The 23,009-nt window shown below is 66.2% G+C and carries 21 protein-coding genes; 9 read left to right on the top strand and 12 right to left on the bottom strand.

The annotated features are described in order from the left end of the window. The first annotated feature begins 1 nt into the window (after position 1). The gene (locus tag SIDU_RS08325) at positions 2-448 is read left to right on the top strand and encodes an acetyltransferase (RefSeq protein WP_013039645.1); all 447 of its coding nucleotides are present in this window, start codon (positions 2-4) and stop codon (positions 446-448) included. Positions 449-647: 199 nt separating this feature from the next. Here SIDU_RS08325 and SIDU_RS08330 read toward each other — a convergent pair whose 3' ends face one another. The 3 genes from SIDU_RS08330 to SIDU_RS08340 all read right to left on the bottom strand — a co-directional run bounded on the left by SIDU_RS08330 (position 648) and on the right by SIDU_RS08340 (position 2,450). After that, positions 648-1,211: a hypothetical protein gene (locus tag SIDU_RS08330; protein WP_007684109.1), complete on the bottom strand. Its 564-nt coding sequence runs from the start codon at positions 1,209-1,211 to the stop codon at positions 648-650. Between the two features lie 163 nt (positions 1,212-1,374). Further along, on the bottom strand, positions 1,375-2,163 hold the full coding sequence (locus tag SIDU_RS08335) for a hypothetical protein (RefSeq protein ID WP_174550389.1): 789 nt from the start codon (positions 2,161-2,163) through the stop codon (positions 1,375-1,377). A 44-nt stretch (positions 2,164-2,207) separates the two neighbouring features. Beyond that, entirely contained in the window at positions 2,208-2,450 is a 243-nt protein-coding gene (locus SIDU_RS08340; RefSeq protein WP_007684113.1) for a hypothetical protein, read from the bottom strand. A 203-nt stretch (positions 2,451-2,653) separates the two neighbouring features. Between SIDU_RS08340 and SIDU_RS08345 the strand changes: the two genes are divergently transcribed. From SIDU_RS08345 to SIDU_RS08370, 6 genes are all read left to right on the top strand, one after another. Continuing rightward, on the top strand, positions 2,654-3,289 hold the full coding sequence (locus SIDU_RS08345; RefSeq protein WP_007684114.1) for a YqaA family protein: 636 nt from the start codon (positions 2,654-2,656) through the stop codon (positions 3,287-3,289). An 11-nt stretch (positions 3,290-3,300) separates the two neighbouring features. Beyond that, on the top strand, positions 3,301-4,881 hold the full coding sequence (gene lnt, locus SIDU_RS08350) for an apolipoprotein N-acyltransferase (RefSeq protein ID WP_073507131.1): 1,581 nt from the start codon (positions 3,301-3,303) through the stop codon (positions 4,879-4,881). Between the two features lie 58 nt (positions 4,882-4,939). Beyond that, entirely contained in the window at positions 4,940-6,145 is a 1,206-nt protein-coding gene (metK, locus tag SIDU_RS08355) for a methionine adenosyltransferase (protein WP_007684819.1), read from the top strand. Positions 6,146-6,261: 116 nt separating this feature from the next. Next, positions 6,262-6,969: a methyl-accepting chemotaxis protein gene (locus SIDU_RS20270; protein ID WP_007684817.1), complete on the top strand. Its 708-nt coding sequence runs from the start codon at positions 6,262-6,264 to the stop codon at positions 6,967-6,969. Positions 6,970-7,433: 464 nt separating this feature from the next. Beyond that, complete coding sequence (trmB, locus tag SIDU_RS08365) at positions 7,434-8,129, top strand: tRNA (guanine(46)-N(7))-methyltransferase TrmB (protein ID WP_007684815.1); 696 nt, start codon at positions 7,434-7,436, stop codon at positions 8,127-8,129. Between the two features lie 107 nt (positions 8,130-8,236). Next, positions 8,237-8,758: a DUF1993 domain-containing protein gene (locus tag SIDU_RS08370; RefSeq protein WP_007684812.1), complete on the top strand. Its 522-nt coding sequence runs from the start codon at positions 8,237-8,239 to the stop codon at positions 8,756-8,758. 171 nt (positions 8,759-8,929) lie between these two features. On the opposite strand, the gene SIDU_RS08375 is transcribed toward SIDU_RS08370, so the two are convergent. Then, a complete protein-coding gene (locus SIDU_RS08375) occupies positions 8,930-9,841 on the bottom strand; it encodes a LysR family transcriptional regulator (RefSeq protein ID WP_007684811.1) in 912 nt (303 codons plus the stop codon). 173 nt (positions 9,842-10,014) lie between these two features. Between SIDU_RS08375 and SIDU_RS08380 the strand changes: the two genes are divergently transcribed. Both SIDU_RS08380 and SIDU_RS08385 read left to right on the top strand, forming a co-directional pair. Next, the gene (locus SIDU_RS08380) at positions 10,015-12,375 is read left to right on the top strand and encodes a TonB-dependent receptor (protein ID WP_007684809.1); all 2,361 of its coding nucleotides are present in this window, start codon (positions 10,015-10,017) and stop codon (positions 12,373-12,375) included. 21 nt (positions 12,376-12,396) lie between these two features. Next, positions 12,397-13,803 carry a sulfatase family protein gene (locus SIDU_RS08385; protein ID WP_007684807.1) on the top strand — a complete coding sequence of 469 codons (1,407 nt, stop codon included), beginning with the start codon at positions 12,397-12,399 and terminating at the stop codon, positions 13,801-13,803. A 16-nt stretch (positions 13,804-13,819) separates the two neighbouring features. On the opposite strand, the gene SIDU_RS08390 is transcribed toward SIDU_RS08385, so the two are convergent. The 8 genes from SIDU_RS08390 to SIDU_RS08425 form a co-directional block, all read right to left on the bottom strand. Then, a complete protein-coding gene (locus SIDU_RS08390) occupies positions 13,820-15,487 on the bottom strand; it encodes a sigma-54-dependent Fis family transcriptional regulator (RefSeq protein ID WP_007684806.1) in 1,668 nt (555 codons plus the stop codon). A 69-nt stretch (positions 15,488-15,556) separates the two neighbouring features. Further along, complete coding sequence (locus SIDU_RS08395; protein WP_007684803.1) at positions 15,557-16,615, bottom strand: NADH:ubiquinone reductase (Na(+)-transporting) subunit F; 1,059 nt, start codon at positions 16,613-16,615, stop codon at positions 15,557-15,559. Next, entirely contained in the window at positions 16,615-16,974 is a 360-nt protein-coding gene (locus SIDU_RS08400; protein ID WP_007684802.1) for a phenol hydroxylase subunit P4, read from the bottom strand. The genes SIDU_RS08395 and SIDU_RS08400 overlap by 1 nt, the downstream gene beginning before the upstream one ends. A gap of 51 nt (positions 16,975-17,025) precedes the next feature. Next, entirely contained in the window at positions 17,026-18,582 is a 1,557-nt protein-coding gene (locus SIDU_RS08405; RefSeq protein ID WP_007684800.1) for a YHS domain-containing protein, read from the bottom strand. Between the two features lie 3 nt (positions 18,583-18,585). After that, the gene (locus SIDU_RS08410) at positions 18,586-18,858 is read right to left on the bottom strand and encodes an MmoB/DmpM family protein (RefSeq protein ID WP_007684796.1); all 273 of its coding nucleotides are present in this window, start codon (positions 18,856-18,858) and stop codon (positions 18,586-18,588) included. Continuing rightward, the gene (locus tag SIDU_RS08415) at positions 18,855-19,850 is read right to left on the bottom strand and encodes a ferritin family protein (RefSeq protein WP_007684794.1); all 996 of its coding nucleotides are present in this window, start codon (positions 19,848-19,850) and stop codon (positions 18,855-18,857) included. The genes SIDU_RS08410 and SIDU_RS08415 overlap by 4 nt, the downstream gene beginning before the upstream one ends. 23 nt (positions 19,851-19,873) lie before the next feature. Further along, positions 19,874-20,125, bottom strand: a complete 252-nt coding sequence (locus tag SIDU_RS08420) for a phenol hydroxylase subunit (RefSeq protein WP_007684793.1) — start codon at positions 20,123-20,125, stop codon at positions 19,874-19,876. A 295-nt stretch (positions 20,126-20,420) separates the two neighbouring features. Next, entirely contained in the window at positions 20,421-22,970 is a 2,550-nt protein-coding gene (locus SIDU_RS08425) for a TonB-dependent receptor (RefSeq protein WP_007684791.1), read from the bottom strand. Positions 22,971-23,009 lie beyond the last annotated feature (39 nt).

Here is a 23,009-nt window from a genome sequence, read left to right on the forward strand (position 1 = left end):
TATGCCCGCCATGAGTTCGATCCGCCCCGCCCGCGCCGCCGACGGCGCCCGCATGCTCGACATCTGGCGCAAGGCCGTCGACGCGACCCATGATTTCCTGACGCCGGCAGACCGCACCGCGATAGAGGCGGAGGTCGCCGCCTTCCTCCCCCAGGCGCCCGCCTGGCTCGCCACCGACCCGGACGATCAAGCCATCGGCTTCATGCTGATCGACGGCGCGCATATGGAGGCGCTGTTCATCGACCCCGCATGGCGCGGCAAGGGCGTCGGCCGCCAACTGGTCGACCACGCCCTGTCGCTCCACCCCACGCTCACCACCGACGTCAACGAACAGAATGCGCAGGCGATCGGCTTCTACGAAGCCATGCGCTTCGCCCGCACCGGCCGCTCCGACCAGGACGGCCAGGGCCGCCCCTACCCCCTGATCCACCTCCGCTACGCCCCCTGAAGAGACGACCTGAAATGGCCATCCCAAGACATTCCCCTCCCGTAAACGGGAGGGGTTAGGGGTGGGCGCGACCCCGGACTTGATCCGGGGAAGCTTCTGACTTGGCCGTTGCAAAACAACGCGAATGTTGCGCCAGCCCACCCCCTAGCCCCCTCCCGCTTGCGGGAGGGGGAATGACGGGAATCCACCCAAAAATCCCCTACCCCCCACTCCGCTTCCGTACCTCATCCAGCGCCGCCCGCAACCGCTCCACCGCATCCTCGCCGTCCGGCCGCTCCACGCTCTCCAGCCGCTGCATCTCCTCCACCTCCTTCTCATGCGCCCTGAACAGCAGCGCCTGGATCATGTGCGGATGCCCCCGCTTGATCTTCCGGCTCTTGACCGCCCCGTCGCCGTCCAGCACGATCTCCTCATCCTCCGTGCCGAACAGCGCCTGCCGCAGCATCAGCGCCCGCAACTCCTCATGCCCGATGCTCAGCGCCTGCTTCCACGCCCGCGCAAAGGCCGGATCGCGCCGTTTCAGATAATAGACGGTCGACAAATTCCGCCCGACGACCCGCGCCGCCTCGCTGACGTTGCAGGTCTGCGCCAGCGTCTCCAGGAACTTCTGCCGCAGCGCCGGCGTCCAGCCATTCCTGCGCACCGCCCGCATCTGCGGCGCGACGCCCAGCGCCCCCTGCGGCCCATTCTCCAGCGCCAGCACCCGATCGGGCGCGTCGGCCCGCCCGCCGAACCGGCTCCTCTTCCGCTCTCCGTCCGCCACAGCCAATCCCCCGCATGCAAAGCAAAAGGGCCGACCCCGCCAAGGACCAGCCCTTCACCGCCTCATCGGCGACTCACATTTTCCCAATGTCGACCTATGTGCCAGAACAGCGTGACGATGTCAACAAAAATGTTCCATATGGGTTAAAATACCCGTCTCCGGTTCACCGCCCCACATCGTCCGCCCCGGCCACGCTGCGCGTATAGTCGATCCTGATCCTAACCCAGCTCCCGACCATCACCTTGCCGTTGACCCGCGGCGGCAGCACCAGAAATTGCCAGGCCGCCAGCCGAACCGCCTTGGCAAAGCCGGACCCCATCGGCGATTCCCCCAGCGCCTGGCAGTTCTCGACATGATAATGATCCACCGTCTTGCACGCCACCAGACCCCAGCCGCTGCCGGGCGCATTGGCGGGCAGATAGCCCGCCAGTTCCGCATGGCTCGGCCGCCTGTACCATTCCGCATCGAACAACTGCACGCCGCCCGGCCCCTCGCCCGGCCCCGCCACCGCCGCGCTGTTGCCCTGCCCCGTCGCGCCGTCGGCCGCGCCCTTCTTCGCCATCCTGCCGATGTCGGCGGACGCCATCTGCTGGCTGTCCAGCACCAGGAAGGGCAGCGGCGAGGGCTGCTGCTCGGTCGGCTTCACCACGGGACGGTCGCGCTTGACCACCGGCTGCTGCACCTGCCGCTGCGCCGATTTCTCCTGCTTCTTCTTCTCGCTCTTCTCGGCCTTGCTCCGCGCCTTCTCCGCCTTGGGCGCGGGCGCCATCTCGAACGTCACCGGATTGCGCAGGTCCGGCAGCCGGATCACCGGCTCCGGCGCCAGCGTCAGCAACGCCAGCAGCAGCAACCCGTTGAACAGCAGCGCCAGCAGCAATCCGCCGCCGCGCTCGCGCCATTGGGAGGGAAGGGATAAGGTCAAATTCACTCGGATGCGCCGGGCCGGACTCATAAGGGGTCATGCCCAGACGCCGCCGCGCCGTCAACGCCGTGGCGTCAACAGACGTCCTCCTCCCGGACGACAGGACGGCTTTCCCGGGTCGCCCGCATCCGGCTCGCCTTGTCGTCGGGGTCGGACGTCAGCACCACATGGTCCTCATGCACCTCCAGCAGCACGCCGGCAAAGGGCATGCCCTCCAGGCTGCCCGTCACCCGATAGCTGACCTGATCCCCAACCTTGAACGTCGCCGGATCGGTATTGAACTCAAAGGGGCAGGCGCCCTCTCCCATGCCAAGCATATGCGTCTCCTACAGGACGAAGCTAGCGCCGCGACCCCGCGCCAATCAAGGCCCTGTCGCTTCCCCACGCGCCCGCCCATGGACTTGCGCCCCGCCTCTTCATCGGACCTGCCCCCCTCCATCCCCTCCACCCGCCGCAGCAGACGATCGTCCCGGCAAAAGCACTGGCGGCCTGAAGGCAGTTCGGCTAGGGCCTCAACCCGATGCTCACAAAGCTCTACCAATGGACGCTGGCGAAAGCCGCCCACGCCCACGCCGAACGCTGGCTCTTCGCCATCAGCTTTATGGAAAGCAGCTTCTTCCCCATCCCGCCGCACCCGCTGCTGGGCCTGATGTGCCTCGCCCGCCCGGAACGCGCGATCCGCTTCGGGCTGATCTGCACCATCGCCTCTGTCCTGGGCGGGCTGTTCGGCTATGCCATCGGCCATTTCCTCTATGAAACGGTCGGCCAGCAGATATTGCACGCCCTCGGCCTCGCCGCCAAATTCCCCGTCGCCGCCTGCTACCTGCGCGATTACGGGGCGGAGATCATCCTGATCAAGGGCGCGACGCCCATCCCCTTCAAGCTGATCACCATCACGGCGGGCTTCATAGGCCTGTCGCTGTTCACCTTCCTCTGGGCCAGCATCCTCAGCCGCGCCTTCCAGTTCATGCTGGTGGGCTTCCTGTTCTGGAAGTTCGGCCGCCCGATCAAGGCGTTCATAGAGAAATATCTCGGCCTGCTCTCCGCCGCCTTCCTGGTGCTGCTGGTCGGCGGCTTCATCGCCGCCTCGGCCCTGTCCGGCGGCGGGGACAAGAGCGACAAGTGCAGCAACGCCACCATGGCCACGCTGCGCTGACCGGCGACGGCATGAAGGACATATTGTCCCGCTTCCCGAACCTTGCCGCCCTGCTCGCCGGTTTCCTGTCGGCGACTGGCTTCGAGCCGCTGAGGCTCTGGCCGGTCACCTTGGCCTGCTTCGCGCTCCTCATTCTCCTGATCGGACGCGCGCCCGACCGCCGCGGCGCTTTCCTGCGCGGCTGGCTGTTCGGCGTCGGCCATTTCACCCTGGGCCTCAACTGGATCGCCCACGCCTTCACCTTCCAGGACGCGATGCCCCACTGGTTCGGCTATGGCGCGGTGATCCTCCTGTCCCTCTACCTGGCCGTCTATCCCGCACTGGCTACACTCGCAGCCTATCATCTCCCCTCCCGCAAGCGGGAGGGGCCGGGGGTGGGCACCGAGCGAAGCGAGGCCACTATCCTCACGACAACCCTCCTCTTCGCCGCCACCTGGCTCGCCTCCGAATATCTCCGCGCCACCCTCTTCACCGGCTTCGCGTGGAACCCGCTGGGCGTCACCCTCCTCCCCACCGGCATGGCGATCGCCTCCACCCTGATCGGCACCTACGGCCTCGGCGCGCTCGCGATCCTGGCATCCGGCGCCATCCTCCTCACCCTCCGCCGCCAGTTCCGCCCAGCCGCCGCCCTCACCGCCCCCCTCGTCGCCCTGGCCCTGTGGGGCAATCTCTCCCCTGCCCCACCGACCCCCTCAGGCGCGCCCAGAATCCGCGTGGTCCAACCCAATATCGGCCAGGACGAGAAATATTCCCCCGAACTGGAACAGGCCCATTTCCAGACCCTCGCCACTCTTTCCGGCACCCCCCGCCCGGCCCCGCGCCTGATCTTCTGGCCCGAAGCCGCCATCCCCGCCTATCTCGACCTGGAACCCGACTGGCGCGCCCGCCTCGCGGCCCTTCTCGGCCCCGGCGACCTCCTCATGACCGGCGCGACGAAGGTCTATTTCCAGCAGGTCGAAAAGGACGGCATCACGGAAAACGCCCTTTCCGGCGCGAACAACAGCCTGTTCATCGTGGACGCGAAGGCCCGATTGCGCGGCCGCTACGACAAGTCCCACCTCGTCCCCTATGGCGAATATCTGCCGATGCGGAACATCCTCCAGCCGCTCGGCCTGTCCCGCCTGGTCCCCGGCGCAGTCGATTTCTGGCCCGGCCCCGGCCCGCAAAGCCTGACCCTGCCCGCAACGCTCGGCCGCCCCCCGCTCAGGATGGGCGTGCAGATCTGCTATGAGATCATCTTCTCCGGCCAGGTGGTGGACAGGGCCAATCGCCCCGACTTCCTCTTCAACCCCTCCAACGACGCCTGGTTCGGCAGTTGGGGCCCGGTCCAGCATCTCGCCCAAGCCCGCCTCCGCGCCCTGGAGGAGGGGATTCCCATCATCCGCTCCACCCCCACGGGAGTCTCGGCGGTGATCGACGCGCGCGGCCAGATCCTCGGCCGCATCGCCCACCACCGCGCCGGTTTCCTCGACACCGCGCTCCCCTCTCCCCTGCCGCCGACGCTCTTCTCCCGCCTCGGCAACTGGGCGTCCTTCGCCTTCATGGCCGCGCTCGTCCTGCTGGCCATTGCCACCCGCAGATCGACCCGCTAATAGCCACATAAACTTTTCTTTATGTCGCTTGCTCGAACAGCCTGCTAACGGGAGTCCCATGCGCAACAACTATCTCTTCACCTCGGAATCCGTTTCCGAAGGCCATCCCGACAAGGTCGCGGACCAGATTTCCGACGCCATCGTCGACCTGTTCCTGTCGAAAGACCCCGAAGCCCGCATCGCCTGCGAAACGCTGACCACGACCCAGCTCGTCGTCCTCGCGGGCGAAATCCGCTGCAAGGGCGTCTATGAGGACGGCGCCTGGGCCCCCGGCGCGCAGGAAGAGATCGAACGCACCGTCCGCGAAACGGTGAAGCGCATCGGCTACGAACAGGACGGCTTCCACTGGGAAAGCTTCCGCTTCGAAAACAACCTCCACGGCCAGTCCGCCCACATCGCGCAGGGCGTCGACGCGGCGGGCAACAAGGATGAAGGCGCGGGCGACCAGGGCATCATGTTCGGCTTCGCCTGCGACGAGACGCCCGACCTCATGCCCGCCACGCTGGACTACAGCCACAAGATATTGGCGAAGATGGCCGCCGACCGCCACAGCGGCCGCGCCCCCTTCCTGGAGCCGGACGCGAAGAGCCAGGTCACGCTCCGCTTCGAAAACGGCAAGCCCGCCGCCGCCACCGCCATCGTCGTCTCGACCCAGCACGCGCCGGGCTATGACGAGGGCGCGAAGGAAGCCGAACTCAAAAATTACGTGAAGGGCGTGGTCGCGGAAGTCATGCCCGCCAACCTGCTCAGCGACGAGACCGTCTACCACATCAACCCGACCGGCAGCTTCGAAATCGGCGGCCCGGACGGCGACGCGGGCCTCACCGGCCGCAAGATCATCGTCGACACCTATGGCGGCGCATCGCCCCATGGCGGCGGCGCGTTCAGCGGCAAGGACCCGACCAAGGTCGACCGCTCGGCCGCCTATATCACCCGCTACCTCGCGAAGAACATCGTCGCCGCCGGTCTCGCGAAGCGCTGCACCATCCAGCTCGCCTACGCCATCGGCGTTTCCGAGCCGCTCTCCCTCTATGTCGACACCCACGGCACCGGCACCGTCGGCGACGACCGGATCGAACAGGCGATCAAGGGCATCAAGGAACTGGGCGGCCTCACCCCGCGCGGCATCCGCACGCATCTCGGCCTCAACAAGCCGATCTACCAGCCCTCCGCCGCCTACGGCCATTTCGGCCGCAAGCCGGAAGGCGACTTCTTCCCCTGGGAACGCACCGATCTGGTGGAGAAACTCAGGGCCGCGCTTTAGCCTGGGTTATAAAGGTACATCAAGGGGTTGCCAGTCGTTCGGCGACCCCTTTTCCTTCATCCTCACCGTTCCTTAACCATGGCTCGTTTAGCGTAGCGTGGATTAGGAGACATGGTTTGGCCTCTTCCCTTTCTTACGGCACCAACGGCGCCGAAGCCGCATGGGCCGCCCTCAACCGCAGCCAGGCGGTGATCGAATTCGCGCTGGACGGCACGATCCTGACTGCCAACGCCAATTTCCTGGGCCTGATGGGCTATCGCCTGGAAGAGATCGCCGGCAAGCACCACCGGATATTCTGCGCGCCCGACCATGCCCAATCGCAGGATTATGCCGATTTCTGGCAGAAACTCGGTTCCGGCGCGTTCGACGCGGGCGCCTATGAACGCCGCGACCGCGACGGCCGCGAAATCTGGTTGCAGGCCACCTACAATCCCGTCTTCGGAGCCGACGGCACCCCGCGCAAGGTCGTGAAGATCGCCACCGACATCACCCGCCAGGTCCGGCAGGAGCGGGAGGCGCGCCACCGCCTGGCCGACAGCCACCGCCTCCAGCATGATCTGGAGCGGCAGAAGAACGCGCTGGAAAAGACGATGAACCAATTGGCCGACATCGTGTCGACCATCCGGGGCATCGCCGCCCAGACCAACATGCTCGCCCTCAACGCCCGGATAGAGGCCGCCCGCGCCGGGGAGGCCGGTCGCGGCTTCGCGGTGGTCGCGGGCGAGGTCAAGAAACTGGCCGACGACACCCGCTTCGCCACGGAACGCGCCGCGGCCATGATGCAGCAGAACAGCGGCATGGCCGAACGGCTGCCCGCCGCCTGACAGGGCCGCGCATGGCGGCAACATGACCAAAAGTTCATTGGCGCGCCGCCCGCGAAACGCCCATAAGCAGGCCGTCGGACCCGCACCCCTGTCGGGTCCGGCAACCCTCTTTCCAAAGGGGAATGCGATGACCGGGCCGTTATGACCTTTCGCCTTTGTCGCCCTTGCCCTCCCGGTCGGCGGCGCAGCCCCGCGCTGGCCGGGCCATGCAAGGACGCCGAGGGCCGCTTCGCCAAAGGCAAGTGACCTGACGGGTTCGCATCGGCCCTCACCCATCGCCCCCCAATGGAACAAGCCCGGCGCCCGCCCACGGCGCCGGGCCTCAGCCTCCTGTCCCCGGCGCCATCTCCTCAACACCGGGGACAGGAGGCGCCCCCACGACGCCGCGCCCCTTCTCGCCCGTCCCTCATTTTCGATCCGGCAGGTGATTTCACTCGCCTCGAAAATGCTCTATCCGCCCGCGCATGACAGCGCATAAATCCGGCGATCCCACCACGCTCAACCGCCTCTACGGCCGCCAGTCCGGGCACAAGCTCCGCAAGGGGCAGCAGGAGCTGGTCGACGCCCTGCTCCCCGCCCTCTCCGTCCCGCAAGAGGGAGAGGTCACCGCCGCCGGCCTGTTCGGCTACGACCGCCCCCTGCATTTCGAGATCGGCTTCGGCGGCGGGGAGCATCTCGCCTATCGCGCCGACCTGTTGCCCGACCATGGCTTCATCGGCTGCGAACCCTTCCTGAACGGCGTCGTCACCGCGCTCGGCCATGTCCGCGACCAGGCGCTGGGCAATGTCCGGCTCCACATGGGCGACGCGCTGTCGGTGCTGGCCCGCATCCCCGACGGCGCGCTCAGCTTCGTCTACCTGCTCCACCCCGATCCCTGGCCCAAGGCGCGCCATGCCAAGCGCCGCATGATGAACCCCGGCCCGGTCGCGATGATCGCGCGCAAGCTCAAGCCGGGCGGCGAATTTCGCTTCGGCACGGATCACCCGGTCTATCTGCGCTGGGCGCTGATGGTGATGAACGGCCATCCCGATTTCGAATGGCTGGCCAGCACCCCCCAGGATTTCCAGAACCGCCCCGGCGGCTGGCCGGAAACCCGCTACGAAGCCAAGGCCCGCAAGCTCGGCCATGAGGTCTGGTACTTTCGCTACCGGCGGCGTTAGGCTGCGACAGTCCGGCGGAATCGCCCGGCCATTCGGAAAATGTTTACGGCCCCGACAGGATCGGTCATTGCTGATCCTTCCACTGTCCAGCCGGAGGTTCAATATCCATGATGACGCTGTATGACGCCTTCGTGCCCGGCTGCCTCCAGATCCTGGAATCGGTCTCGCGGCTGGTGGCGAAGGCGAAGACTTATTGCGATCAGCACGCCCTTCCCCACGAACATTTGCTTCAGGCGAAACTCGCGCCCGACATGCTGGACTTCGCCTATCAGGTGAAAAGCTGCGCCGTGCATTCGATCGGGGCGATCCGCGGCGTCCAGAGCGGAAATTTCTCGCCCGACCAAACGATGCCGCCCGACAGTTTCGAAGGATTGGCCGCCCGGATGGCCGAAACCATCGACGCGCTCCGGGCGCTAGAGATTGCCGATGTGGAGGGCCTCAGCGAAAGGCAGATGACCTTCACCATCGGCGACAAGTTGCGCTGGAACCTGCTGGGCAAGGATTTCCTGCTGAGCTTTTCCCAGCCCAACTTCTATTTCCATGCCGCCACGGCCTATGACATCCTGCGGGCGAGCGGAGTGCCCCTGGGCAAGAGGGACTATCTCGGCGCCGTCAGGAAGCTGCCCTAGGGCCGATCGACATTCAGCCCATAACGGCCTGCAAATGGCAGTTTCCCGTGCTTCCGGTGCTCACGTACTTTAAGTACGCTGCGCTCCGGGTCACAGAAAACGGCTCGCCCTGAACTGAATGTCGATCGGTCCTAGGGCTGTATCGACCTCCAGCCGTGGCGGCCCCGCCGGTCAGGCGCTTCCCGGCCGGCCTCCCCCTCGGCGCGGCTCCCCGTTTCCGACTATCTCGCGAAAGAACAATGCCAGGCGGTCGCGCATGCCCTGGTCGAGCGACTGGGACAGGAACAGCCGCCTTTCCCAGGTGCCGACCTTGACGATGGGCACCAGCCGGTGCCCGCAATCCAGCCGCTGCACCGTGGAATGCAGCATGATGACCGCGCCCGCGCCCTGCGTGGCCAGTTCCACCGCGACCTCATGATGCTGCACCTCGCTGTGCAGCGTCGGCTGCATGATGCCGACCGAGGCCAGCATGCGCAGTTGGTCGCAGCTTCGCAGCGGCGGAATGTTCCAACTGATGAAGGGCAGCGACTGCAATCCCTGCGCCTGCGCCCGGTCGCGCAGCTCGCGCGTCGCGAACACGAAGGCCGGCTCAGCGAAGATCGGTTCGAACGCGCCCGGCGGATCGGATTGCGGGCGGGAGAATATCGCGCAGTCCAGCATGCCCCGCGCCACCTGGTCGTCGACGTCCGCGCCCGACTCGTTGTGCACGAAGTCGAGCGCGATGTCGCTATTCTCCATCAGGAATCGGGGCAGCGCCGGGCGCACATATTCGTTGAGCAGGAAGGTGCCGATGAAGATGCGCACCTTCTGCGGGGCCGCTCCCCGGAACAGCCGTCCCAGTTCATGCCCCTTCTGGGCGAAGGCCATGACTCCTTCCCGGAACCGTTCGCCTTCGGGCGTCAGGCTCATGCTGCGCCCCGCCCTGCGGTGGAACAGGGTGGCGCCGACCTGCTGTTCCAACGCCCGCATCTGCTCGCTGACGGCGGCTTGCGATATGCGCAGGTTTTCCGACGCCTGGCGGAAGGATTGCGCCCGGCCGACCGCCAGGAAGATTTCCAACTGGCGCGGCGTGAAACGGAACATGGCCGACCTCTCCCCCTGCTGCTGCCGCGCCTCTGCGGGCGCCGCATCAGGGTATAGGCTGTACCTTGTCACCGGACAAGGCCGAGCCCCATTGTCCTCCCGCCCCCTTGTGGCGACAGTGCATGGGACAAGCCGGGCCGACGGACGATCGGCCAGACCATGGAGGGGAGAATATGAACGGGAAACGACGTCTGGCGCACCGCGTGCCGAAGCTGGCTCTGCTCGCCGGCCTCTGCCTGCCGGCGATGGCCGCCGCGCAGGACGATGCCGGATCGGGCGGCATCCAGGACATCGTCGTCACCGCGCAGAAGCGCGCCGAAAACGTCCAGGACATACCGATCGCGATCAACGCCCTGGGCGGGGAGGCGCTGGCCGAACGGCGCATCGCCGATCCGACCGACCTGGTCCGGCAATTCCCTAACCTCAGCTTCAAGCAGAGCTCGGCCGTCAATGCCGGCATTTCCATCCGCGGCGTTGGCACCCAGAATTTCCACCTTACCGCGCAGCAGGCGGTGGGCCAGTATCTGGACGAGGTGTCGCTGGTGACGCCCTTCTCCAGCACCTTCGGCCTGTTCGACCTGGAACGGGTGGAGATATTGCGCGGGCCGCAGAACACCCTGTTCGGCCGCAACACCACCGGCGGCGCGATCAACTATGTGTCGCGCCGGCCGGACGCTGGGGAGGGCTTCAACGGCTATGCCCGCATCAATGCCGGGCGCTTCGACCGCGTCGATGTGGAGGGGGCGATCGGCCTGCCGCTGACCGACACGCTCGCCATCCGCGTCGCGGGGCAGGTGCAGACCCGCGACGGCGTGTTCCGCGACGTTTCGACCGGGGCGAAGATCGGATCGACCAAGCGCTATTCCGGCCGCTTCGGCATCGGCTGGCAACCCGATAAGGACACCGAACTGCTGCTGTCGGGCCATGTCGGCTATAATCGCGGATCGCGCCTGCCGCGCAAGGCGGTCGGCCGCTTCCTGCCCGACGGCGTCACCCCCTGCCCCGCCAACGATCTGGGCGTGGAGCAGTTCGAACGCGTCAACAATTGCGTGTCGACCGGCAAGGGCGGCCTGACCTTCAATCCCTCGCTGTCGCGCTGGCGCGACGCCTATGACGCGGGCAGCAACCTGGCCGATGTCGATTTCGAGGGCGGATCGCTGCGCCTGCGCCATGATTTCGGCGGCTTCTCCTTGACCGCCATCTCCGCCTTCGACCGCACCAAGATTCTCTATGCGGAGGAAGGCGGCGGCCTGCCCTATGCCCAATTCCAGGTGTTCCAGGACGCGGTCTACGACGTCTATTCGCAGGAGGTGCGGCTGGCGTCGGACACGGCGGGGCCGCTGAAATGGATCGCCGGGGCCTATTGGTCCTATGAAAAGGACAGCCTGGCCACCATCGTGCGCAACAATTTCGCCGGGCCGCCGACGCTGGCGGTGGTGCCGATGGTCGCCATCGACCAGAAGGCGGAGATCGCCTCCTTCTACGGCCAGATCGACTATGCGCTGACCGACCGGCTGGACGTCAGCGCCGGCCTGCGCTGGACCAATGACCGGCGGCAGGGCCTGCGCGACGTCATCACCGCCCTCGACAGCGTGACCGGCCTGCCCGGCGCGGCCCGCCTGCCCGCCGACTTCTTCTTCTCGCGCGGCTTCCTGACCGGCCTCGCCGCCAATTTCACGCTGCCCTGCGCGGCGGGCGTGGTCGGCTGCCGCGGCCCGCTCACCCCCTTGAAGCAGGACGTCAGCAAGCTGGCGGGCAAGATCTCCGCCCATTACGAACTGGCGACCGACGTCATGGCCTATCTCAGCTATTCGCGCGGCTTCAAATCGGGTTCCTTCGACATCCGCGCCCAGGGCGTGTTCAACGGCACCGGCAACACCCCGGTCCGCCCGGAAACGCTCGACGCCTATGAACTCGGCCTCAAGTCGCGCCTGTTCGACCGGCGGGTGCAGATCAACGTCGCGGCGTTCCGCTACGACTGGAAGGATCTTCAGACCTTCGGCCAGGTGCCGGTGCTGGGCCCGGCCTTCATCAACCTGCCCAAGGCGCGGCTGACCGGCGTCGAGGCGGAGGCGAAGATCGCGCCCGGCGGCGGCTTCGAACTGGACCTGGCCGGCGCCTTCCTCGACACCGAGGTGATCGACGTCGGCGCGCTCACCCCGCAGACCGCGCTCAAGGGCGCGCCGCTCCAGCAATCGCCGCGCTGGTCGTTCAACGGCGCCGCCAGCCAGACCGTGGAACTGGGCGACAATCGCCTGACCGGCCGGATCAGCGGCCGCTATGTCGGCACGCAATATAATGAACTGACCAAGGCGCGCAGCGGCTATATCGATCCCAGCTTCTTCGTCGACGCCTCCATCGGCTTCGATTTCGGGCGGGACCGGCGGCACCAGATTTCCTTCTACGCGGACAATCTGACCTCGGAAAAGACCTGCCTGCGCAAGGAGCCGTTCGACGGCCTCAGCAACACCAACACCTGCGTGCCCAACGAAGGAACGGTCCTCTATGGCGTGACGCTCTCGACCCGCTGGTGACCGGACAGGAGGTTTGACGACATGAAGACATGCATGACCGGCGCGATGACGCGCCGGACGGCGCTCGCCGCCCTCGGTTCAGCGGTGGCGGCCCCCGCCGTCGCCCGCGGCGGGCGATCCGGCGCGCGCCGGCCCAACATCCTCTACATCATGGCAGACGACATGGGCCATGCCGACCTGGGCTGCTATGGCAGCCGCGACATCCGGACCCCGGCGATCGACGCCATCGCCGCGCGCGGCGTGAAGTTCGGCAACGCCTATGCCAATAGCTGCGTCTGCTCGCCCACCCGCATCGCCCTGCTGACCGGCCGTTACCAGGGGCGGTTCCGCATCGGGCTGGAGGAGCCGATCGCCTTCAACGGCGACGAACTGTCCCTGCCCCGCGGCACCCGGACCCTGCCCGGCCTGCTGCGCGATCTTGGCTACGCGACCTCGCTGGTCGGGAAATGGCATGTCGGGGAACTGCCGGCCTCCAGCCCGCTCGATCACGGCTATGACTATTTCTTCGGCATAGCGTCGGGCGGCACCGACTATTTCGCCCATGCGACCACCATCAACGGGCATGAGATGGGCAAGCTGTTCGAGAACCGGACGGAAATCCAGCGCCCCGGCTACCTGACGGACCTGCTCGGCGCGAAGGCGATCGATCGGATGCGGCTGGCGGCGCGGCAGGACCGCCCCTTCTTCATCAGCCTGCACTTCACCGCCCCCCATTGGCCCTGGCAGGGTCCGGGCGACGCCGCCCAGGGCAGCGCCGCCGCCGATCCCCGCCAGATGGACGGCGGCAATGTCCGCGCCTATGCCGCGATGATGGAGGGCATGGACGCCAATGTCGGCCGCGTGCTGGCCGAACTGGCGGCGTTGGGGCTGCAGGAGGACACGATCGTCATCTTCACCAGCGACAATGGCGGAGAGCGCTTTTCCGACAGTTGGCCGCTGACCGGGATGAAGGGCGAATTGCTGGAGGGCGGCATCCGCGTGCCCCTGATCGTCAGTTGGCCCGCCCATCTGCCCAAGGGGCGGGACAGCGCGCAGGTGACCATGTCGATGGACGCCCTGCCCACGCTGCTGTCGGCGGCGGGCGGCGACCCCGGCCGGGTGGAGGGGCTGGACGGCATCGACCTCATGCCCTTCCTGCGCGACGTCGACAGCAGGACCGACCGCACGCTGTTCTGGCGCCACCGCGCCGGCGACCAGATCGCGGTGCGCAGCGGCCAGTGGAAATATCTGCGGTCCTACGGGCGGGACTATCTGTTCGACCTGTCGCAGGACGAGCGCGAACGCGCCGACCGCAAGGCGGCGATGCCCGGCAAGGTCGCCGAACTCAAGGCCGCCCATGCCGGCTGGCTGGCGCAGATGCTGCCCTATCCGGAGCATAGCTATAGCGAGGACATGCTGGGCAAGTTCGCCGACCGCCCCAGGGAATGAAGCGCGTTCGCGGCGTTCAGCCGCCGCCCTGCTTCAATCGATAGTCCAGCTGCCGCCGGGACATGCCGAGCATGCGCGCCGCATCCGCGACATTGCCCCCGGCGCGGCGCAGCGCCTCCCCCACCAGCGCGGCCTCATAATCCGCCAGCAGCAGCGGCGCCCGTTCGATGTCGGGTATCAGCGGCGCGCCGGTGACCGCCAGCCTGCCGTCCGGCCGCACATGCGCCTGTTCGCGGCTGTCCGGCTCCAGCATGATCGACAGGGTGTCGACGTCGATCCGCCCGCCCGGTTCGGCCAGCAGCACGCCGCGCTCCAGCACATTTTCCAGCTCGCGCACATTGCCCGGCCAATGATAGGCGATCAGCGCGCGCATCGCCTGGTCCGACACGCCGCGCACCGGCTTGCCGTGCCGCCGGGCGAGCCGCTCCACCAGCGCCTCGACGAACAGAGGAATGTCGGCCGCCCGCTCGCGCAGCGGCGGGATGGCGACGGGAAAGGGGTTGAGCCGGTAGAAGAGGTCGGCGCGGAACGTCCTGGCCGCCACCGCCGATGTCAGGTCGACATTGGTCGCCGCGACGATGCGGACGTCGACATGCACCGGCCTGTCGCCGCCCAGCCGCTCCACCTCCCCGGTCTGGAGCACGCGCAGCAGCTTGACCTGCGCGGGCAAAGGCAGGTCGCCCACCTCGTCCAGGAACAGCGTGCCGCCGTCCGCCCGCTCGAACCGGCCCAGCCGCTGCCGCTGCGCGCCGGTATAGGCGCCCGGCTCGACGCCGAACAGCTCGCTTTCGATCAGGTCATGGGGGATGGCGCCGCAATTGATCGCAACGAAGGGCCTGTCGCGGCGCGGCCCGTTGTCGTGCAGCCAATGGGCGAACACTTCCTTGCCGACGCCCGTCTCGCCGGTCAGCAGGACGGTGATGTTGCTGTCGGCGGCGCGGCGCAGCAGGTTCACCGACTTCAAGAAAGCGGGCGACTGGCCGATCAACGATCCGGTCTGCTTTTCCCGCCGCAGGGATGCGCGCAGCTCCCCGATCTCCTCCGCCATGGCGCGCAACTGCCCGGCTATGTCCTCCGGGCGCATGGCCTTCAGATAGGGGTCGTCCGCCGGCAGGTCGGACGCGATCTCGCCCACGATGGTGCAATGCGGGTCGCCCTTCGCCTTGCACATCGTCTCGCGGAAGATGACCGGCCGGCCCATGAAGGCGCTGACATAGCCGGAGGCATAGCCCAACTGGTTCCAGCAGGTGGCATGTTCGCCGATGCCGAAATGGGCGATCTGGCTTTCCGCCTCCCAGCTTTCGGTCCAGCGGAACTCGCCGTGGAAACGCCCGGCGTCCAGGTCCAGCTCGCACTGGATGGTCTCCACCTGCACCAGCCCCTCCAGCTTGTGAAGCCGGGGGCCCAGCAGGAAGACCTCCTCATAATCGCGGTCGCCCACCATCTTGCGGGCGATCTCGGCGTCCTGCACGCCGGATTGATAGCCCATGCGCATCAGCAGCGCGCCGGCCCGGCCTTCGCCCAGCGTGCGCACCATTTCCGCCCGCAGCGCGCCCAGCGACCCGGCGTGCAGCAGCAACATCCGCTGTTCGTCCAGCCAGACGGTCCCGGTGCCGGGGTCGAACCGCAATTTCGACCACAGGTCGATCCGGCCCGATCGGTCGTCGAGCGCCTTGCTCGCCATCTTCGCCCTTCTCCCCTCGCCGGTCCGGCCGTTTCGCCGCTTGCTGCCCGATCCTAGCGCAATATCCGGTCAGATGCGCCTGAAAAGCGGACTTCGAACCTGCTGCGCGTCGGCGGCGGAGAAGAATTTTTCGGTGTAGATGTCCTTTTCGAACAGCCGCCCCTGCATCAGCGCGGCAAGGCAGGCCTCGATCATCACCGGCGGACCGCAAAGATAGGCCTTGTGCCCGCGGAAATCATTGTCGAACGCCGCCCGTGCGGCTTCGTGGACATAGCCGCGAAAACCCGTCCAGCCGCTGTCCGCCGGCTCATCCGAAAGCGCGGGGATATAGCGGAAATTGGCATGGGCCGCCGCCAGCGCCTCGAACTCCTCATGATAATAAAGCTCCTCCCGGCTGCGCGCGCCATAGACCAGCGTGATCGGCAGCGTCTCGTTGCGGGCGATCAGGTCGAGGATCATCGACCGGGGCGAGGACAGGCCCGAACCGCCGGCCAGGAAAAGCAGGGGCGCCTTCGCCGAATGGCGCACGAAGAAGCGGCCATAGGGGCCGGACAGCTTCACCCGGTCGCCCTCCTTCAGATGCTCATGTATCCATGTCGTGCCGACGCCGCCCGGCACGATGCGGATATTGAGTTCGACGGCGTCGGGCGCATGGGGATCGCTGGCAAGGGAGAAGGCGCGGGTCAGAACCCCCTCCTCCCCCACCGTCAGGTTCACATATTGCCCCGCCTGGAAGCGGATCGGCCGGTTCAGCGCGACATGGACGCCCCTGATCGTCGGGGTCAGCGGATCGATGCGGGTGACGACGCCCTCGAAATCCTCGACCGGGATTCCCAGCGCGTCGGGGTCTTCCTCTATATCCGCCTCTATGCTGGCGTCGCTTTCAAGGCGCGCGCAGCAGGCCAGCGCCTTGCCCTCGTCGCGCTCGAAATCCATCAGCGCGAAGCTGGAAGCCTCCCCATGGTCGATTTCGCCGTCCGTCACCTGGATCTTGCAGGTCGCGCACAGGCCATGACAACAGGCATGCGGCAACCAGATGCCTGCGCGCAGGCAGGCGTCGAGGATGGTTTGCCCCTCCGCCACTTCCACCTCGTCGCCGGTGGTCTCGATGGTCAGGGTATAGCTCATCAGATGCCGGCTCCGTTCAGGCCATCCAGGCCCGGCGTGCGGAATCGCAACGCATCCTTGTGCCTGAGGCCGTTGGCGGCGATGCCGGCCTGCATGTCGGGGACGAAGGCTTCGCCGTTGCGGGTCCAGACGGCGCTGTTCCAGTCGATCCCCGCCCAGTCGGGATGCTGGCCGAAAATCTCCGCCATGGGTCCGGCGATGAAGTGCGCGAAGGGCAGGTCCGGCGGCAACGGCCAGGCATAGGGGCTGGAAAAGAGCAGATGCCCGTCCCAGCCGGCATAGATGACGCAGGCGCCGTGGAAATTTTCGGCCTTGTCGGCCGGTTCGAATTCATAGGTGTCGATGGCTTTGACGGCCATGATGTCTCTCCTGGAATATTATCCCTTCCGTGAAGGCGGTGTGGCCGGCTGTCAGTCGTTGGCCTTTGCAAGGCCGCGCCACATGGCGAAATTCGCTTCGTCCCTGGACCCGTTGTGCAGGCCGTTGTCCCGCCCATGCTCGATGCGGAAGAAGGCGAGCGCCTCGGCGGCGGGATTGAAGCCCTCGGCCGTCGGGTCCGTGCCGGGGCGGAAGGCATTGCCCTTGAAAACCTCATGCCCGGCGATCTTGGACTGGATGAATTTTTCAGGCTCATCCTCGAAAATGTCGCGGCAATGGTCGGAGCAGAAATGATATTGCTCGCCCTTGTATTCGGCATGGCGCTGGCACAGCGTCAGCGGGTCGCCCGGCTCGGTGAACATCATCGGAATCTGGCAGACCTGGCATTGCATCGGCACGGCCGTCGCCTCGAACGGCTTTCCTTCCGCTTCGCACTTCGCCCAATATTCATAGCGCGGACGGTAATAGCGGTCGAACGTGTCCGGATATTTGGCGGACAGCCAGTCCATGTCCTCCTTCGACGGCAGCCAGACATGGAAGTCGCTGGTGCCGCGCGCCTGGTAGAAATGGCACCATGCGATATGGGACAGGTGGTCGCGCTCCAGCCTGATCTGCTCGACGCAGGGCGGCATGACGATGCCGTAGCGGGCGAGATCGCGGAACAGCGCGCCGCAATTCTCCTCGAAATAGATTTCCCACGCCTCGGCCCAGCTCATCACCCGCTTGGGCAGCATGTAATCCTGCATCATCGCGACCAGCGTCAGCAGCCGCACGCCGCGCCAGGTCCATTTGTTCAGCCATTTCTGGACGATCGGGACATTGGCCGGGTCCTGCTCCAGCACGAACTTGATGACCTCCAGCCCCAGGGTCATGTGCCGCGCCTCGTCCGACTGGGCGGAAAAGCCGAAGGTCATCGCGCCCATGTCGCCATTATAGGCCGCGCCCGAAATGAAGGGTACGAAGACGAGGTTGGTCAGCACATATTCGAAGGCGAAGCCGATGGCGACGATGAATTCGAACGGGCCGCCGGTCGCCGCATCCTCGAAGAAGCTCTTGGGCACCTGAAGATAGGGCAGATAGTCGTGATGATGGCGGAACTCCGCCATGCCGCTATAATAGCGGTTATAGTTGCTGATGGCGTGGATCTGCGTCTGCGAATGACGCATCTCGTCCAGCGACTGCATCATGCAGGCAACCCTGGGGCCGACGCCGCGGAATTGCCGCCCGATATGGGCGAACCCCCGGTGCGACATATATTCCAGCGGGGCGAAGCCGTTGACGAACAGCTTGACCGTATTGATGTAGCGCGCATCGGACAGGGTGAGATGGCCGTTGCTCTGTGCGAAGGCGTCGACGATGGCGTAGAGCTTCCGCTCCTTTTCCGCCTGATATTTCCAATAGGCGTCCATGGTCAGGCGGAACGGGTCTTCCCACGCGTCCCAGTCGTGGATCCTGATCCCCTCGAACCGGTCCATCGGGAAGATGTCGTCGATCGGCTGATAGCTCGGCTCCCAGCCAAGGCCCCGCGTCATCAGCGCATAGCGTTCCTTGAGGCCGAGTTTCTTCTTCTTCGTGACGGGCATGTCCATGGCTCAGCGGTCCCAGCTCAGAGTGAATATGTCGTCGGTCTCGTCCACGCGGCCCGACAGGGAGATCATGTTGACGTGCAGTTCCTGAAGGTCGAAATCGCGGCCGATCAGCTCCTCGATCGTTTCGCGGCGCACGACCAGCGTGCCCGGCGCGGTGATGCGCACCATCGCCGGCTGCGGGTCCAGGCTGGCGGCGGGATTGTCCGCCATGATCGCGTCGATGACATGGCGGGTGTCGTCATTGGCCTGAAGCGCGAGGAAGACGGTGCTGCTCATGCGCGGACCCCCGCCTTGGCGGCGCGGGCGTCGAGCGCGGCGCACAGTTCGTCCATGACGGCGGCGGATCGGTCGCCCAGCCCCATTTCGGCCAGCGGGCAGAGCGCGGCGGCGGCCCGCGGCGTCCATTTGGCGATCCACCAGCCGATCAGCGCGGCATTGCCCGCATCGTCGGCGCAGGCGGCCTTGATCTGCGCGTCGACCCATTTGCGCGTCTCTGCCGCCCATTCGTTCTGGAACTGGGTCATCATCGCCACCGCCGCGCCGCCGCGCTGCGCCAGGTCGCCGTCGACGATCGTCTGGAAGACCAGGGGATAGAGCAGGCCGTCGAGCACGAAATCCTGCGCCACGAACAGTTCGAACCAGTCCTGCTCGACGAACATATCCTCGACCAGGCGACGCAGCGACTGCCAGCGCACGTCGCGCAGCCACGCCTCCTTCGCCGCGTCCAGCGCTTCGGGTTCGGCGAGCAGCAGGCCAAGGCGCGTGTCGAACTGCGCGATGCCCAGCTGGTCCATCGCATAATAGAGCGCCGGCTGGGTGATGCCCGTGCCATAGCCATAGGCGGCGATGAAGTCATTGTTCATCGAAGCGCCCCAGGCGACATGGCGCAGCGGCAGGATCAGGTCGAGCGCCAGGGCGCGGATGTCGTCGGGCAAAGCGTCGGCCAGCCCCCGCGTCTCGACGAAGTCGAAGGCGGCCTCTGCCGCTTCCTGCTGCCTGGCGCGGGCCAGGACGTAGCTGCCGTAATAATATTGGCGCGGATCGCGGAAGGCGTACCAGTCCGCCATCTTCAGCTTCGTGCGGCTCTCGTCGAAATAGTCGTGGGCCGGATCCCAGAGCGGACGATAATGCTGGTTGCCCGTGGTCTGGAGGCCGATCGTGCCCTCCTGATAGCGGGACGCCGGCTTGTCGCCGCCGATATGGCGCGCGACATGGCCATAGGTCTGCCGCTGCGGCGCGATGGTGACGGTGCGCAGGTCCATCTGCATGGGGTCGGTCTCTCCTCTCTTGCCTATCGGGCTTCGCCGGCGATCACCCGCGCCAGCCGGACGTCGAAATCGTCCTGCTCCAGCGGCTGGCCGGTTACGTCGATCACGCGGTTGACGGCGCAGAATTCCTCGAACGCCGCGGTCGGCATCAGCAGTTCCACGAAGATTTCCGGCGCGCCGATGGCGAAGTCGAATTCGACCAGCCCGTTTTCGCGGCGGTTGCGGACGCGCACGAACTTCGCGTCCAATATGTCGGATTGCGGCTGTTCCGCCATCTTCCTCTCCCGGCTGTTGCCTTGTCCTTTTGGTTTAGCAAGGGCCATGCCAGTTCGACTTTCCCCGAAAATCCAGGGTTTTCGCGCAAGCCGCATCGACAATTTCGTCAATTGCGGTCCGTCGTCGACAATTTTGTCGAAACCGCGCCCGCCTTCCTCCCCCCAGGAAAAAAGGACCGCCCGGACCGGCCTGCCTGGGCAGCCGATCCGGACGGTCATGGCAGGCCGGCGCGCGGGAACCGTCCCTTGCGCCCCGTATCCCGCAGCCCGAACCGCTGCGGGAACCCCCTTGTCCTCAGTTGCGCACGCGCAGGGTCAGGAACCATTCGCGCGGGCGGCTGAACACGCCGGAATAGATCGCCTCCGCATTGGTGTAGCCCGACACGACGGCGCGCCGGTCGGCGATGTTGGTGACCCCGGCCTGAAGCTCGTAGCGTTCGCCGGGCGCGCGCCAGGTGACGGAACCGTTGAAGAAGCTGCCTGCCGGCGTGGCCAGCAAGGGCGTATTCGCCTCGTCATTGTAGGTCTTGCTGGCATAGGTCCAGTCGACCCGCGGCGTGAAGCTGCCGATGCCGCCCGTCTCGAAGGTGTAGGCGGTGCCCGCCTGCGCCTGCCATTTGGGCGTGTTCACGAACTTCTCCTTCCCCGTCAGCGGCACGCCGGGCAGGATGCTCTGATATTCCGCGTCCAGATAGCCAAGGCTGGCGTCCAGCGTCCAGTTGCGCGCCGGGGCCAGGTTCAGTTCGGCCTCCACGCCCCGGATGCGCCCGTCCCCGCCATTGGCGGTGACCGGGGACGATCCGTTCTGGAAGGTGAGCTGGATGCTGTTATATTCCGTGTTGAACGCCGCGACGTTCAGCCGGACGCGGCGGTCGAACAGTTCGGACTTGATGCCGATTTCGGTCGTATAGGCCTTTTCGGGGCCAAATGTCGGCGCGGGCAGCTTGACCGGCACGCCGTTGACGACGGTGAAATTGGGCAGCGTCAGGCGCGTGGTCCAGCCGCCGCCCTTGTACCCCGTGGCGTAGGAAGCATAGGCCATCACCCGCCGGTTGATATGATATTCCGCGCCGATCCGGTAGGAGACGTTTTCGAACGACATGCTGTTTTCGCCCAGCGGATAGACGCGGTAGATGTCGTTTGGATCGGGCAGGACGAGCGCGGGCGGCGCCTGCGTCAGGCGCAGGCCGAAGGCGTTTTCGTCCCGCTGCGTGCCCGTGAAGCGCTTGTCGTCGCGGGTATAGCGGATGCCGAGCGTCAGCCCCAGCCTGTCGGGAATGACATCGATATTGTTGTGCATGAAGGCGGCGTAGGATTTTGTGTCGTAACGGTCGTTCGACACGATCTGGATCATGCCGCCGATGAAGGGCACCCGGTCCGCATGACGGCCATATTCGTGGAAATAATAGCCGCCCAGCACGAATTTCCAGCGATTGTCCCAGATGTTGCCGACCAGTTGCACTTCCTGCGAAAGCTGGTTTTCCCAATCCGCGAAGGTGGGCGCCAGCGCGGAGAAGGGCGCGCCGCCGATGTCGGCGCCGAATTTGGACTTCAACCGGCGATAGGCGGTGATCGACTTGATCGTCAGCGCGTCGGTCAGGTCGTAATCGATCTGGCCGTTGATGCCGTAATTGTCGATCTTGTTGTAATTGGCGCCGCTGGCGTAGCTGAGGTCTGGGTTGATGCTGCCGTCCGCGTTGCGGATCACATAGCGGTTGTCATAGGGCAGGTTCTGCCCCGCCTGGCTTTCCAGCGAAGGCTGGATGCCGGCCGGCGACCCGGCATTGCCGCGCGCGCCCTGGCACAGGTCGGTCACGCCAGCGGCCGGCACGCCCGCCAGCGCGGCGACCGGCGCGTAGAAGGCCGGATTGCCAGAGATGCAGGTGTTGTAGAGCGCGACATAAGCATTCTGGTTGACCGCCAGCAGCGAGAAGGGCGTCGCCTGCTCATCCACGTTCAGATAGTCGCCGATCAGCCGCATGGTCAGCCTGTCATTGGGCGTGAACAGGAATTTCAGGCGCACGGCGGTCTGGTTCATGTTGCCCGACCGGCCCGGCCTGTCCTTCGCGGTCGTCGGGAACAGGATCGCGCCGTCCGTATTGCCGTTGGCCGGGCCGCCCGACGCGCCGCCGGTCGCCAGCAGCCAGATCGGGTTGTTGCCGGTATCGCCTTCATAGGGGATGCGCTTCTGCCAGCCGTCGCGATGCTTGGTGGAAAAGGCCAGGCCCATGTGCAGCACGCCCGGCGCCAGCGGCGCTTCCAGCGCGCCGCGCACGTCGATGCGGTCGTATCGGCCGGTCGTGACCTCGCCCTTCACCCTCCATTCGTCGCCCGGATCGGACGTGACGATGTTGAGCGCGCCGCCGATGGTGTTGCGCCCGAACAGCGTGCCCTGCGGTCCTTTGAGCACTTCGACGCGCTGAAGGTCCAGCAGGTCGACATTCGCGCCGATGTTGCGGGCGAGGTAGACATTGTCGACATAGACGCCCACGCCCGGTTCCAGGTTGAAGCCGAAATCATTCTGGCCGATGCCGCGGATATAGGTGAAGAGGGTCGAGCTGGACCCGCCGAACGCGCCGGAGCTTTTCAGGGTGACGTTGGGCGCCTGCCCGGAAATGCTGGCGATGTCGGTCAGCCCCTTGGACTGGAGCGCTTCGGACGTGACGGCGGAAATGGCGATCGGCACCTGCTGCGCGCTTTCGGACCGCTTCTGCGCGGTGACGACGATGTCCTGGAGGCCGACATTTTCCTGCGGCGCGGCGGCGTCCTGCGCCATCGCGACCGATGTCGAAAGGACGAGCGCCACCGCCAGCGCGGACGCGCCGTTCGAAATTCCAGACTTCATGATTAAACTCCCCTTGTCCCTTATATCTCGGCCGCCTTT

It is taken from the genome of Sphingobium indicum B90A (assembly GCF_000264945.2).
In the GTDB taxonomy this organism is placed as follows: Bacteria; Pseudomonadota; Alphaproteobacteria; order Sphingomonadales; family Sphingomonadaceae; genus Sphingobium; species Sphingobium indicum.

Excerpts from the sequence above, each read along its gene's own strand:
- SIDU_RS08325 (WP_013039645.1), top strand. The coding sequence starts at position 2 with ATGCCCGCCATGAGTTCGATCCGCCCCGCCCGCGCCGCCGACGGCGCC.
- SIDU_RS08335 (WP_174550389.1), bottom strand. The coding sequence starts at position 2,163 with ATGAGTCCGGCCCGGCGCATCCGAGTGAATTTGACCTTATCCCTTCCC.
- SIDU_RS08340 (WP_007684113.1), bottom strand. The coding sequence starts at position 2,450 with ATGCTTGGCATGGGAGAGGGCGCCTGCCCCTTTGAGTTCAATACCGAT.
- SIDU_RS08345 (WP_007684114.1), top strand. The coding sequence starts at position 2,654 with ATGCTCACAAAGCTCTACCAATGGACGCTGGCGAAAGCCGCCCACGCC.
- lnt (WP_073507131.1), top strand. The coding sequence starts at position 3,301 with ATGAAGGACATATTGTCCCGCTTCCCGAACCTTGCCGCCCTGCTCGCC.
- metK (WP_007684819.1), top strand. The coding sequence starts at position 4,940 with ATGCGCAACAACTATCTCTTCACCTCGGAATCCGTTTCCGAAGGCCAT.
- trmB (WP_007684815.1), top strand. The coding sequence starts at position 7,434 with ATGACAGCGCATAAATCCGGCGATCCCACCACGCTCAACCGCCTCTAC.
- SIDU_RS08370 (WP_007684812.1), top strand. The coding sequence starts at position 8,237 with ATGATGACGCTGTATGACGCCTTCGTGCCCGGCTGCCTCCAGATCCTG.
- SIDU_RS08375 (WP_007684811.1), bottom strand. The coding sequence starts at position 9,841 with ATGTTCCGTTTCACGCCGCGCCAGTTGGAAATCTTCCTGGCGGTCGGC.
- SIDU_RS08380 (WP_007684809.1), top strand. The coding sequence starts at position 10,015 with ATGAACGGGAAACGACGTCTGGCGCACCGCGTGCCGAAGCTGGCTCTG.
- SIDU_RS08385 (WP_007684807.1), top strand. The coding sequence starts at position 12,397 with ATGAAGACATGCATGACCGGCGCGATGACGCGCCGGACGGCGCTCGCC.
- SIDU_RS08390 (WP_007684806.1), bottom strand. The coding sequence starts at position 15,487 with ATGGCGAGCAAGGCGCTCGACGACCGATCGGGCCGGATCGACCTGTGG.
- SIDU_RS08395 (WP_007684803.1), bottom strand. The coding sequence starts at position 16,615 with ATGAGCTATACCCTGACCATCGAGACCACCGGCGACGAGGTGGAAGTG.
- SIDU_RS08400 (WP_007684802.1), bottom strand. The coding sequence starts at position 16,974 with ATGGCCGTCAAAGCCATCGACACCTATGAATTCGAACCGGCCGACAAG.
- SIDU_RS08405 (WP_007684800.1), bottom strand. The coding sequence starts at position 18,582 with ATGGACATGCCCGTCACGAAGAAGAAGAAACTCGGCCTCAAGGAACGC.
- SIDU_RS08410 (WP_007684796.1), bottom strand. The coding sequence starts at position 18,858 with ATGAGCAGCACCGTCTTCCTCGCGCTTCAGGCCAATGACGACACCCGC.
- SIDU_RS08415 (WP_007684794.1), bottom strand. The coding sequence starts at position 19,850 with ATGCAGATGGACCTGCGCACCGTCACCATCGCGCCGCAGCGGCAGACC.
- SIDU_RS08420 (WP_007684793.1), bottom strand. The coding sequence starts at position 20,125 with ATGGCGGAACAGCCGCAATCCGACATATTGGACGCGAAGTTCGTGCGC.
- SIDU_RS08425 (WP_007684791.1), bottom strand. The coding sequence starts at position 22,970 with ATGAAGTCTGGAATTTCGAACGGCGCGTCCGCGCTGGCGGTGGCGCTC.